Here is a 13205-nt window from a genome sequence, read left to right as displayed (position 1 = left end):
CCCGGCGCAGGCGGTGTGCGTTAATGCGCCCTCGCCCCTTGTGGGAGAGGGCATGCAGGACAGAGCAACAAGCTCGCTTGGGTGAGGGGTATGCCTCAGCAAGCGCGGCGTCCGCGGACAGATGCCCCTCACCCAACCCAGTACGTGGATGAGCCGGCGATGCCCTCTCCCACAAGGGAAGAGGGCGCTGTATCGGGAAGCCGCTCGCCGCTAGTAAGTAATTACGACTAACTCAACGTCCCCGCATGCACCCACCATTCGGGGTGCGCGACGGCGATCTCTGCGCCGGCGGCCTTCGCCTCGACCTCGCTGCCGTAGATCGCAAAGCATGTGGCGCCAGAGCCGGACATGCGTGCCAGCAGCACGCCTGAGCTCGCACGGAGAGCGTCGAGCACGGTGCCGATGATCGGCTGCACCTTCAAGGCTGGCGGCTCGAGATCGTTCTTCACCTGGTCGAGCGCGGCGCCCCAATGGGCGATGGTGGCACCGGCCTTCGGCCAGGACGGCGCCGTGAGAACATCCGTCACGCCGACCAGCAGATCGCCCGGCTTGAGGCCGAGCGCCTGGAACACGTCCTTGGTCGCCACCGGCACGCGCGGATTGATCATCACGCAGGGCAGGACGGGAAGCGCGAGCGGCTGCAGGTTCTCGCCGACGCCGGTCATGGTGCAGGCGCGCGAGGGCACGCAAACCGGCACGTCGGCGCCGGTCTTCAAGGCGACCGCAGTGAGGCGCGGGTCGTCCAGCGACAGGCCATTCAGCTTCGCCAGCAGCCGCAGCGCCGCTGCGGCATCGGCCGAGCCGCCGCCGATGCCGGCGGCGACCGGCAGCACCTTCTCCAGCGTGAAGGCGCCAAGCTTCAGGCCCGGAACGGCCTCCGCAAGCAGCCGCGCCGCCTTCAGCACCAGATTGTCCGTGGTCTCGCCGCAGGCCTCCGCGAGCGGCCCGGTTGTCGTCAGCCTCAGCTCCGGGCCCGGCACCAGCGTAAGCTGGTCCGCGCAGTCGGCGAAAGCAACGACGCTTTCGAGATCATGGTAGCCGTCGACCCTGCGGCCGACGACCCGCAGGGTCAGATTGACCTTGGCGCGCCCCTGCTCCTGCAGCGCGCCGGTGACCGTGGACGCCAACATCGGCGCAATGCCCCCAGCATGTTCGGTGGCGGATCCGGTATCGCGCTCGGCCAGCGGCCGAAACGAACGTGGCCGGCGCCGCCACACGCTTCATCAAAATCATCCGGGCTCCCCGGCAAGCCGAGGAGCCCGTGATGGCTCTCACCTCGTGATCAGGGCGACCTAGCCGCCCTTGCCGTCGTCCTTCTTGGCGTCGGACGGCGTGTCCTTGCTGTCGTTGCTCGCCGCGGCCGGCGCCGGATCGTCGGTCAGGCCGTTCTGGATCTTGGCCTCGATCTTCGGCAGCTCCTCGGCCTCGGGCTTCAGGTCGCGGGCATGAGCCCACTGGAACTTGGCTTCCAGCTTGCGGCCGATCTTCCAATAGGCGTCGCCGAGATGGTCGTTGATGGTCGGATCCTCGGGCTTGAGGTCGATCGCGCGCTCGAGGTTCTTCACCGCCTCTTCGTAGTTGCCGATGCGGAAATAGGCCCAACCGAGCGAATCGACGATGTAGCCGTCGTCCGGGCGCTGCTCGACCGCGCGCTTGATCATCTTCATGCCTTCGTCGAGATTGACGCCCTGGTCGATCCACGAATAGCCGAGATAGTTGAGCACGTGCGGCTGGTCGGGCTGCAGCTCGAGCGCCTTGCGCATGTCGGCCTCGGCCTTCGGCCACTGCTTGGAGCGCTCCAGACAGATGCCGCGATAATAGTAATAGACGCTGTTGGCCTTGTCGTTGTTGGCGGGCAGCGAATCGACGCCGAGCGAATAGGTCTTGGCGCAATCGGCGAACTTCTTGCGGCCGCGCTCGATGTTGCCGAGCGCCATGATCGCCTCCAGGTCCTTCGGATCCTGGGCAATCACGTCCTTGAGGATCTTGATCGCCTCGTCGCTGCGGTCGGCGCTGTCGAGATCGGTCGCCAACTGGATCTGCGCATTGCGCTTCAGCGGCGAGCTCGCCGGCACCCGCTCATAGACCTTGATCGCCATCTGCGGCTTCTTCACCGTCTCGTAGAGATCGGCGAGTGACAGCAGCGCCAGCGGATGATTCGGCTGCAGGTGCAGCGCGAGCTGCAGATAGACCAGCGCCAGATCCTCGCCGCCGCGGCGGCTCAACGTGGCGCCGATGCCGTACAGCGCCTCGGCGGCGCCGGCCTGGGCCGAATCGACCAGCGGCGGCAGCTTCCTGCCGGCCTTGGTCTCGCGCAGGCCCTCCTGCACCAGCGGATGGCGCGCGAGCTTCTTGTCGAAGGCTTCATAGATCGCGGTCGCCGCCGCCGCATCCTTGTTGCGCGACAGCCAATGCGCATAGGCCTCGGTGATGCGCAGCATCGAATCGTCGAGCTTGTAGGCGCGCTCGAACCGCGTGCCGGCGTCCTTCTCCTTGCCGGCCAGCTCCAGGATCATGCCGGCATGAAGATCCTTGAACAGCGGATACCATTCGGGACCGGTCAGCTTGTCGATATTGGCGACGGCGGCCTTCGAATCGCCCGCGCCCGCCGCGGCCCACGCCGACAGCAGGGTGGCGACGAGATCGGTGATCGGCCCGCGCACCGACTGGTTGATGTTGGTCTGGGCGGCAGCGTATTTCTTCTGCTTGATGTCCTGCACGCCGACCACGAGACGCGCGATGCGGTTGGACTTGTCGATCGTGAGCACGCGCTCGGCCAGCTTCACGGCCTCGTCGATATCGCCATCGGCGACCGAGGAGATGAAGGCGCGGTCGAGCAGCTCGTTGTTCTTCGGGTCGCTGCGTAGCGCCGAGCGGTAGAACGCCGCCGCCGAGGCCGCGTCGCGCTCGACGCTGGCGTGGCGGGCCGCCAGATAGCTGCCCGACGTGGTGAGCGACTTCAGATCGACGCCGGTCGGAAATTTTGCGGCGTTGTCCGCAGGATGATCCGGCGTCTGGGCTAGGACGGCACCGGGGATCAGCAAGGCAGAAACGGCAATTGCGGTCCAGCGATTGCGAATTGACAACATCACGGTGCGCTCTGGTTGTTGGAAATGACGGATCGGTACGGACACGAACCCGATCGGCAGCTCTTCAAGGCGCCGACAATGCCGCGTTTGGCGGCCAACCGCAAGGATCTGCAGGATATTCGGGTCAGCCGGGAGCCCCTTTGGCGAAGGTGACCTGCGTCAAACCGCGCCAGTATGGCCGTATCGTGGCCGGCTGCCCTCCCCGGAGCAGCCGACTCACGCAATCGTGCGTTATACGAGGCTACATCGCCTCGTAGTTCGGCCCACCGCCGCCTTCCGGAGGAACCCAGGTGATGTTGCCGTTGGGATCCTTGACGTCGCAGGTCTTGCAGTGGACGCAGTTCTGCGCGTTGATCACGAAGCGCGGGCTGGTGCCCTCCTCGACCCATTCGTAGACGCCCGCCGGGCAATAGCGGTTGGACGGCCCGGCATAGACGTCGTGCTCGGAGCTCTTCTGCAGCGCCATGTCGGCGACCTTCAGATGCACCGGCTGGTCTTCCTCGTGATTGGTGTTCGACAGGAATACCGAGGACAGCCGGTCGAAGGTCAACTTACCGTCCGGCTTCATCGCCGGCTTCGGCTTGTGCGCCTTGGCGGGATCGAGCGTGGCGCGATCGGGCTTGACGTGCGACTGGGTGCCAAACAACGAGAAACCGAGCGTGTTGCACCACATGTCGAAGCCGCCGAGCGCGACGCCGAGCACCGTGCCGAACTTCGACCATAGCGGCTTGACGTTGCGAACCTTGAACAGATCCTCGCCGACTGGCGAGCCGCGCCAGGCGTTCTCGTAACTGACCAGTTCGTCATTGGCGCGGCCGGATGCGAGCGCGGCATTGACGTGCTCGGCCGCGAGCATCGCGCTGCCCATCGCGTTGTGCACGCCCTTGATGCGCGGCACGTTGACGAAGCCCGCGGCGCAGCCGATCAGCGCGCCGCCGGCGAACGACAGCCGCGGCACCGACTGGTAGCCGCCCTCGGTGATCGCGCGCGCGCCGTAGGCTAGCCGCTTGCCACCCTCGAACACGCCGCGGATCGAGGGATGGGTCTTGAAGCGCTGGAATTCCTCGAACGGCGACAGATAAGGATCGTCGTAGTTCAGGTGGACGACGAAGCCGACCGCGACGAGATTGTCGTCGTAGTGATACAGGAACGAGCCGCCGCCGGTCTTCATGTCGAGCGGCCAGCCGAACGAGTGCTGGATCAGGCCCTTCTGGTGCTTGGCCGGATCGATCTGCCAGACTTCCTTGAGGCCGATGCCGAACTTCGCCGGCTCGCTCTTGGCGTCCAATGCGAACTTCGAAATCAGCTGCTTGGACAGGCTGCCGCGCGCGCCCTCGGCGAACAGCGTGTACTTGCCGAGCAGCTCCATGCCGCGCGTGAACGAGGCTTTCGGCTTGCCGTCCTTGCCGATGCCCATGTCGCCGGTGGCGATGCCGCGCACCGCGCCCTGCTCGTCATAGAGCACCTCGGTGGCCGCGAAGCCCGGATAGATCTCGACGCCGAGCGCCTCGGCCTTGCGCGACAGCCAGCGGCAGACATTTCCGAGCGAGCCGATGTAGCAATGATGGTTGTCCATCAAGGGCGGCATCGCGAAGCCCGGCAGCGAGATCGCGCTGCTCTCGGTCATCCAGAAGAACTTGTCGACCTTGACCTGGGTCTTCAGCGGGCAATCCTCGTCCGACCGCCAGTCGGGGATGAGCTTGTCCAGCGCCGCCGGATCGATCACCGCACCAGACAAAATGTGCGCGCCGACCTCGGAGCCCTTCTCGACCACGACGATGTTGAGGTCGGCATTGAGCTGCTTCAGCCGGATCGCGGCAGTCAGGCCCGACGGGCCGGCGCCGACGATGACGACGTCGAACTCCATGGATTCGCGCGGAGGTAACTCTTCGGTGCTCATGTCTCTCAATCTCAGGCCCGGCCGGTGCAGTGGATTTGACCTTTGCATCCCCCTGGCGCGTGCAAAGGTCAAACCCGGAGCTGCAACAGCAACAATGACTTAACTAGGGTTCCTGGAGGCGCCGGCGGTTCGCTGATGGGCTGGTCCTGAGGGGGAGCGAACGCTGGCGCCGGAACACTAGGGCGTTCCGTCCCTTTTTTGGGTTATTCCAAGCTCTTGTTTCCGATTTTTCGGGGCAGGACAACCACCGAAATGCATTCCGCCATGCGCCGAGGCGGCGTACATTGTTGCCACGATCGATCATGATGACCCCCGAGCCCCTCCCCGACGTCCGCCAACTGCTCGCCTTCTATCTGGAGGCCGGGGTCGATTGCGCCTTGGCCGACGAGCCGATCAACCGGCTGGTGGAGCCTGAGGCCGCATCCCCTGCCGCTCCTGCCGCCCGTCCGGCGGCGGCGCCGCAAGCCGGCCGGCTATCCGCGCCGGCGATCATTGCGCCGCGCGGCGAACCGCCGCCTCCGCCGGAAGCGGCCGTCGCCTCGGCCCGCGAGGCGGCGCTGACAGCGCCGACCCTGGAGGCGCTGCGCGAGCTCCTGGAGACTTTCGACGGTTGCGCACTGAAGCAGACGGCGTCGCGACTGGTGTTCGCCGACGGCAATCCGCAGGCGCGCATCATGCTGGTCGGCGAGGCGCCCGGCCGCGACGAGGACATCGAGGGCCTGCCATTCGTCGGCCGCTCCGGCAAGCTGCTGGACCGCATGATCGGCGCGATCGGGCTCGACCGCAGCAAGGTCTACATCGCCAACGTCATTCCCTGGCGCCCGCCCGGCAACCGGACGCCGACGCCGCAGGAGACGCAGATCTGCCTGCCGTTCATCCGCCGCCAGATCGAGCTGGTCGATCCCGACGTGCTGGTGACGCTCGGCAACCCGTCGACGCAGGCGCTGCTCGGCACCACCGAGGGCATCATGCGCACGCGCGGCAAATGGCGCGACTACGACACCGGCAAGCGCACCATCCGCGCGATCGCCACCTTCCATCCGGCCTATCTGTTGCGCTCGCCGTCCTACAAGCGGCTGTCATGGCAGGATTTGCGCGCGATCGCGAAGGTGATGGCGGTCTGAGCCGAACTCCCTCCGCGTCATTGCGAGCGAAGCGAAGCAATCTAGAATCCCGCCCAAGCCTCTGCATTGCTTCGTCGCTTCGCTCCGCGCAATGACGGCTTATGGAAAGCGCTACGGTCCCTTCGGCCGCACGATGGCCCAGCCGACGCGCAGCACCGGCTGGCGGCCATTGATCAGCCAGTCGAAGCTGCGCGGCACCTCCGGCACCAGCCCAGGAAAGCGCTGGGCGATCTCCGGCGGTGGGGTGCCGACCGTGTCGGAGGCGCGCCATACCACGACGCCGCCGCTCTCGGCGAATTTGGCCGGCGTGACCCAGGGCGTCCGCTGCGGGGTGGCATCGAGGAACAGATGCGCGCGGCGGCGGCCGAGCGCGACCAGGCTGGCGAGTTGCGGATCGCCGGCGACCGCCTGCAGCGGCTGGTTGGTACGGCGCTCAAAACTCTCGACGAAGAAACGAGAGATGTCGCGGGCCGGCATCGCCGTCGCGACCTCGCGGTCGCCGAGCAACGGCAGCACCACAGCGCTGCCCGCCGCGAGGATGGCGGGCGCGGCGATCGCAACCGCCCAGACCAGGCGCAGCAGCCGCTGCCGCCGCAGATAGATCAGATCACCCGACGCAACCACCAGGGCAAGACCGACCATGGTCAGGGTCACGGCAGTGCCGCCGAACACGGTCGAGAGGCCGAACAGGCCGGCGATCAGACTGCCGGCCAGCGCCGGTGCAATCGCGAAGCAATAGACGAAGTCGCGCGCGAGCGGCGGCACCGAGCGGCGATAGATGATCGGCGCATCGGTCTCGCCGCGATTGATCCAGCCGGCGTCGAGCAGCACCAGCAGCAGCACGGCCGAGATCGCCAGCAGCAGCCCCCCCGCCAGCGCGAGCCAATGCCAGGCGCGCACCGAGAGCTCGGCGAGAACGGGCAGCGCCGGTAAGCCGACGCTCTCGGAACGCAGCACGAAAATGAGATAAGGCAGCGCCAGCGCCACCACCACGAGCAGCGCGAACAGCGGATCGAACGAGCGAAGCACGCGGCGGCCCTGCGCGGTCGAGACCACGAAGCCCGCGATCAGCAGCAGCAGGCCGGCGGCGGCCGGCGTGGTCAGCAGCAGCAGGCCGGCCTCGATCGACCAGGCAAACCAGGCGTTGCGCCGGCCCTCGCCGAGAATCCGCCAGCTATGCAGCAGCAGCAGCGCCCAGAGCGGACGCGCCAGCACCTCCGGACCGAATTCCAGCGTGGGCGCACCGAACGCGGTGATGGTCATGGTCAGCAGCACGGCAAGCACCGCCTGCTGGCCGCCGACGATCGCCGCCGCCAGGAGATACATCACCCACAGACTGAGCGCCGAGCACAGCACGGCCAGCACGTAGACGCCGAGCAGATGATTGCCGGCAAGGCGATAGGCGACGTCCGACAGCCAGAACGACAGCGGCGGCCCGAGATCGGTGCCGACCTGGTACTCGCGTCCGAACGCGATGGTGGTGGCAAGCTGGCCGGGCGGGCTGCGATAGAACAGCATGGCCACGCCGAGCCACATCAGGGCCTGGCACAGCACCACGATGACGACGACCAGCCGCGGCCTTGCGCGGATCAGTTCGACAACCAGGGACGTGAAACGCATGAACGGCTGGATCGCTTGGCTGAATCGCTGAGGACGTCGAGGAGGCCGGCAGGACCGTCGCTCATCCGCAGCAGCCTCGCTGTCCGACGCCCGCAATCGATACCGCACGATCGGGGCGCACAACACCGCCCCTGCTGCGAGGAGTGACACTTCGTGCTGGCTGGCTAACCAAAACTATTAAGACCGCGGCGACCGCGAGGCAACCTGCATCAGACCCCGACCGAGATTTCAGTGGATGTCACCACGGTCACCTCGGCAAACAAATCCGGCTCCGGGACGTCGGTCCACGGCTGATGCTTGCGCCGGGCGGCCACGACGGGTGCGAACAGGCTGCGATGATGCACCGACGGTCCGAGCCGGTCCAGCGCAGCGAGGTGCTCCGGCACGGCATACCCCTTGTGCTGCTCGAAGCCGTAGCCGGGGCAATCCTGCGCCAGCGCGCACATCAGCCGGTCGCGCGTGACCTTGGCGACGATCGAGGCGGCCGCAATCGACATCACCAGGCCATCGCCGCCGATCACCGCCTCGCAGCCGCAATCGACGTCGATGCGGTCGCGGCCGTCGACGAAGACGTGCTTCGGCGCCTCGGGCAACGCCCTCACGGCGCGCGACAGCGCCCACAGCGAGGCCCGCAGGATGTTGTCGCGATCGATTCGCGCCGGCGAGGCGACAGCCACCGCGAACGCCGACGTCTTGCAGATCTTGTCGAACAGCGCCTCGCGCTGCTCCGCGCTCAGCCGCTTGGAGTCATCGAGGCCTTTCGGGATGCGCGCGGGATCGAGAATCACGGCCGCGGCGACCACCGGACCGGCCAGCGGCCCCCGTCCCGCCTCGTCGCAACCGGCGACCGGCCAGATGCCCTGCTTGAGCAGCGCGCGCTCCCGCCGGAAGCTCGGCGGCGTCACCGCGATGACGCCCTTGCCGAGCTTGGCGGCCGACCTGCCGGCAGCATTCGTGGCAACAGGCTTGGTTGCGGCCTTTGCAGGTGCGCTCTTCGCCACGGCGCCGCTCGTCGCCTTCGCCCTGCCCGGCTTTTTTGACTGATCGCGAATCATGGCCGGCATGGTGCGAAACGGCCCGCGGCGGCGCAACCCCGAACGGACCTCATTCCCCGCTATTCGCCCCTTGCCCGCGACCGACTACGCCGGCAGATGCACTCGATCATCCTTGCCGACATCAATCCCCGGCGCGATCACCACTTCCCAGACATGACCGTCCGGATCGGAGAAGTAGCCGCTGTAACCGCCATAGTCGGTTCGTTGCGCCGGCTTCAGCAGCATCGCGCCTTTCTCCACCGCCGACGCGAGCGCCGCATCGACCTCGGCCTCCGAGCGGCAGTTCCATGCCAGCGTCACGCCGCGGAATGCCTGGGGGCGCGGTGCGTCCGGCACGCCCGCATCATCGGCGAGCGCGCCCCACGGGTACAGCGCCAGCACCGTCCCGCCGGTCTCGAAGAATGCCACGGCCTCTCCGGTCGCGCGGAATTTTCGGGCGAAGCCGAGCGACGTATAGAAGGCGATGCTCCGCCGCATCTCGGATACACCGAGTGTGATGACGGTGAACCGCGGAACGCTCGCTTGTGCGCTCATCAACTGCTCTCCGCACGCTTCAGAACAGGCTGAGTTGCTGCCCGCCGCCCTTCGGCCGGACGAAATGATCGGTCGTCAACTTGGTCCGGCGCTTGTTCAGGCCGAGCTTTTCGCAGGCGATCTCGAAGCGGCGGCCGATCATCCAGGCCATCGGGCCCGTCCCCTTCATTCGCGTGCCCCATTGCGAGTCGTAATCGCGGCCGCCGCGCATGTCGCGGATCAGGGTGAAGACGTGGCGGTAGCGGTCCGGATAATGCTCGAGCAACCACTCGCGGAACAGGTCGCGCACCTCCAGCGGCAGGCGCAGCAGCACATAGGCAGCCTCCTTGACGCCGGCATGGGCGGCGGCATCGAGGATGCGCTCGATCTCGCTGTCGTTCAGCGCCGGGATCACCGGCGCCACCATCACCGTGGTCGGAATGCCGGCCCTCGACAGCGCCTGCAGCGCCTCCAGCCGCTTCGACGGTGTCGAGGCCCGCGGCTCCATGGTGCGCGCCAGCTTCGGATCCAGCGTGGTCACGGAGATCGCGACCTTCGCCAGGTTCCTCTTGGCCATCCGCGCCAGGATGTCGGCATCACGCATCACCAGCGCCGACTTGGTCACGATCCCGACGGGATGGCCAACCTTTTCCAGCACCTCGAGGATGCCGCGCATGATCTTCCGCTCGCGCTCGATCGGCTGATAGGGATCGGTGTTGGTTCCGATCGCGATCATCCGCGGCTCGTAGCCGCTGGCCGCGAGCTCCTTTTCCAGGAGCGCGGGCGCATCCGGCTTCACGAACAGCTTGGATTCAAAATCAAGACCAGGCGACAGCCCGAGAAACGCATGGGTCGGCCGCGCGAAGCAGTAGACACAGCCGTGCTCGCAGCCGCGATACGGGTTGATCGAGCGATCGAAACCGATGTCCGGCGAGTCGTTGCGGGTGATGACCTTGCGCGAGGTATCGGTCGCGACCATGGTCTTGAATGGCGGCAAATCCTCGAGACTCTGCCAGCCATCGTCGAAGACGACGCGAGCCTCCGCTTCGTAGCGGCCGCTCGCATTGGATTGTGCACCCCGGCCGCGGCGCCGGCCCCGTTCGATGGCGACCGCGAGTTCGGGGAAGTCGTTTTCCGGGCCAGATGAAGGCGCGCCCACCGGCTCGGAGGGCACCGGGACCGGCGGGCGCTTGAGGGCATGTGAAGATGCTCGGCTCATGGCCAAGACATAGCACACAAAAAGAACAATACAAGAACAAAAGAGAACAACGTCTCGGAACGGTTCTGGAGCCACGCAAGGCCAACCATCACATTCCCGTTCTATCCTTCGCAGCGCACTGGAACGGAATGGTGCGGCGTTACTCTAATGCACTTCCCGCAAGCGCGAAGCGGACGGCAAGCGAGGTTCCATGAACATCACGTCTTCCCATCAGACCAAAACGGCCGACGATCTCGACCTGCTCGATCGCTATTGGCGCGCGGCGAACTATCTCTCGGTCGGGCAGATCTATCTGCTGGACAACCCGCTGCTGCGCGAGCCGTTGAAAGCGGAGCACGTCAAGCCGCGCCTGCTCGGCCACTGGGGGACGACGCCCGGACTGAATTTCATCTACGCCCATCTCAATCGCGCCATCCAGGCGCAGGATCTCGACGTCATCTACGTGTGCGGTCCCGGCCATGGCGGCCCCGGCATGGTCGCCAACACCTATCTCGAAGGCAGCTACAGCGAGATCTATCCGGACATCACGCGCGATGCCGATGGCCTGCGCAAGCTGTTCCGGCAGTTCTCCTTCCCTGGCGGCATCCCGAGCCATGCCGCGCCCGAGACGCCGGGCTCGATCCACGAAGGCGGCGAGCTCGGCTACGCGCTGGTGCACGCCTATGGTGCGGCGTTCGACAATCCCGATCTGATCGTGGCCTGCGTGGTCGGCGACGGCGAAGCCGAGACCGGGCCCCTCGCCGCATCCTGGCATTCGAACAAGTTCCTGAACCCGGCCCATGACGGCGCGGTGCTGCCGATTTTGCATCTCAACGGCTACAAGATCGCCAATCCGACCGTGCTCGGCCGCATGGGCGATGCCGAGATCAAATGCCTGTTCGAAGGTTACGGCTACGAGCCGCTGTTCGTCGAAGGCGCGGAGCCGAAGGCGATGCATCGCCAGATGGCGGACGCGCTCGATGTCGCGCTCGCGAGCATCCGCTCGATCCAGCAGAATGCGCGTCAGCCGGATGCAACGATCCAACGGCCGCGCTGGCCGATGATCGTGCTGCGCAGCCCGAAGGGCTGGACCGGGCCGAAGGAGGTCGACGGCCTCAAGGTCGAAGGCTTCTGGCGCGCCCATCAGGTGCCGATCACCAATCCGCGCGGCAAGCCCGAGCATCTCGCGCTGCTCGAAGCGTGGATGAAAAGCTACGAGCCGGAAACGCTGTTCGACGGCCACGGCCGGCTCGTGCCGGAGCTGCAGGCACTGGCACCGAAGGGCACGCGGCGCATGGGCGCCAACCCGCATGCCAATGGCGGTCTGCTCAAGCGCGAGCTCAGGCTCCCAGACTACCAGCATTTTGCGGTCGAGGTGTCCTCTCCGGGCCAGACCATGGCTGAAGCCACGCGCGAGCTCGGCAAGTTCCTGCGCGACGTGATCACGCTGAATGCAGAGACACGCAACTTCCGCATCATGGGCCCGGACGAGACCGCCTCGAACCGGCTCGATGCCGTATTCGAGGTCACCGAGCGGGTGTGGATGGAAGGCATCGAGCCCTACGATGTCCACCTCGCCCATGACGGCCGCGTGATGGAGGTGCTGAGCGAGCATCTCTGCCAGGGCTGGCTGGAGGGCTATCTGCTCACCGGCCGCCACGGCCTGTTCTCCTGCTACGAGGCGTTCATCCACATCGTCGATTCGATGTTCAACCAGCACGCCAAATGGCTGAAGGTGTCACGCGAGCTGCCGTGGCGGCGCCCGATCGCGTCGCTGAACTATCTCCTGACCTCGCATGTCTGGCGGCAGGACCATAACGGCTTCAGCCATCAGGACCCCGGCTTCGTCGACCTCGTCGCCAACAAGAAGGCGGACATCGTCCGCATCTACTTCCCGCCGGATGCCAACACGCTGTTGTGGATCGCGGACCACTGCCTGCGCACCTACGACCGCATCAACGTCATCGTTGCCGGCAAGCAGCCGGCGCCGCAATGGCTGTCGATGCAGGAGGCGGCGACGCATTGCGACGCCGGCATCGGCATCTGGTCTTGGGCCGGCACCGAGCCCGCCGACGAGGAGCCCGACGTGGTGATGGCCTGCGCCGGAGATGTCCCGACCCTGGAGACGCTCGCAGCCGTCGACCTGCTGCGCAAGGAATTGCCCGACCTGAAGATCCGTGTGGTCAACGTCGTCGACCTCATGACCCTGCAGCCGAAGCAGGACCATCCGCACGGCCTCAGCGACCGCGACTTCGACAGCCTGTTCACCACCAACAAGCCGGTGATCTTCGCCTATCACGGCTATCCGTATCTGATCCATCGCCTCACCTACAGCCGCACCAACCATGCCGGCATGCATGTGCGCGGCTTCATCGAGGAAGGCACCACGACGACTCCGTTCGACATGGTCGTGCTGAACGAGCTCGACCGTTTCCACCTCGCCATCGAGGCGATCGAACGCGTGCCCGGCCTCAGCGTGTCGGCGGCTCATGTGAAGCAGAAATTCCGCGATGCGCTGATCGAGCATGCCCGCTACATCCGCGCGCATGGCGAGGACATGCCGGCGATCCGCGACTGGGTGTGGCCGAACAGCGCCGGCGGCACCACGCCGACACAGGCAGGCGACTGAGCCAGTCAAGCGCGAGCTTCAGCAACACGGCACCTTGAAATAGCACCGTTCGGGCGCGGGCCGAACGGCGCGGCCAG

Annotated in this window: 9 protein-coding genes; 2 read left to right on the top strand and 7 right to left on the bottom strand. The window is 66.3% G+C overall.

Features of this window, described 5'->3' with window-relative positions:
- Window positions 1-227: 227 nt before the first annotated feature.
- The 3 genes from QX041_RS29520 to QX041_RS29510 all read right to left on the bottom strand — a co-directional run bounded on the left by QX041_RS29520 (window position 228) and on the right by QX041_RS29510 (window position 4989).
- Complete coding sequence (locus QX041_RS29520) at window positions 228-1130, bottom strand: 4-(cytidine 5'-diphospho)-2-C-methyl-D-erythritol kinase (protein WP_315826965.1); 903 nt, start codon at window positions 1128-1130, stop codon at window positions 228-230.
- A 162-nt stretch (window positions 1131-1292) separates the two neighbouring features.
- Entirely contained in the window at window positions 1293-3089 is a 1797-nt protein-coding gene (locus QX041_RS29515) for a tetratricopeptide repeat protein (protein WP_315717245.1), read from the bottom strand.
- Window positions 3090-3330: 241 nt separating this feature from the next.
- Window positions 3331-4989 carry an electron transfer flavoprotein-ubiquinone oxidoreductase gene (locus QX041_RS29510; protein ID WP_315717246.1) on the bottom strand — a complete coding sequence of 553 codons (1659 nt, stop codon included), beginning with the start codon at window positions 4987-4989 and terminating at the stop codon, window positions 3331-3333.
- Between the two features lie 305 nt (window positions 4990-5294).
- Here QX041_RS29510 and QX041_RS29505 point away from each other — a divergent pair, with 305 nt between their 5' ends.
- On the top strand, window positions 5295-6113 hold the full coding sequence (locus tag QX041_RS29505; RefSeq protein ID WP_316167476.1) for a uracil-DNA glycosylase: 819 nt from the start codon (window positions 5295-5297) through the stop codon (window positions 6111-6113).
- Between the two features lie 111 nt (window positions 6114-6224).
- On the opposite strand, the gene QX041_RS29500 is transcribed toward QX041_RS29505, so the two are convergent.
- The 4 genes from QX041_RS29500 to QX041_RS29485 all read right to left on the bottom strand — a co-directional run bounded on the left by QX041_RS29500 (window position 6225) and on the right by QX041_RS29485 (window position 10520).
- Window positions 6225-7733: a glycosyltransferase family 39 protein gene (locus QX041_RS29500; protein WP_316167475.1), complete on the bottom strand. Its 1509-nt coding sequence runs from the start codon at window positions 7731-7733 to the stop codon at window positions 6225-6227.
- 209 nt (window positions 7734-7942) lie between these two features.
- Window positions 7943-8797 (bottom strand): ribonuclease HII, encoded by an 855-nt coding sequence (locus QX041_RS29495; RefSeq protein ID WP_316167473.1) that lies wholly within the window; start codon window positions 8795-8797, stop codon window positions 7943-7945.
- Between the two features lie 75 nt (window positions 8798-8872).
- Entirely contained in the window at window positions 8873-9322 is a 450-nt protein-coding gene (locus QX041_RS29490) for a VOC family protein (protein WP_316167472.1), read from the bottom strand.
- Window positions 9323-9341: 19 nt separating this feature from the next.
- Complete coding sequence (locus tag QX041_RS29485) at window positions 9342-10520, bottom strand: PA0069 family radical SAM protein (protein WP_316167471.1); 1179 nt, start codon at window positions 10518-10520, stop codon at window positions 9342-9344.
- A gap of 190 nt (window positions 10521-10710) precedes the next feature.
- Between QX041_RS29485 and QX041_RS29480 the strand changes: the two genes are divergently transcribed.
- Window positions 10711-13128, top strand: a complete 2418-nt coding sequence (locus QX041_RS29480) for a phosphoketolase family protein (protein ID WP_316167469.1) — start codon at window positions 10711-10713, stop codon at window positions 13126-13128.
- The last annotated feature ends 77 nt before the right edge of the window (window positions 13129-13205 follow it).

The organism is Bradyrhizobium sp. SZCCHNRI2009, from assembly GCF_032485115.1.
Classification (GTDB): Bacteria; Pseudomonadota; Alphaproteobacteria; order Rhizobiales; family Xanthobacteraceae; genus Bradyrhizobium.
Note: the sequence above shows the minus strand (reverse complement) of the source record. Positions and strands in the feature narration are given on the sequence as shown.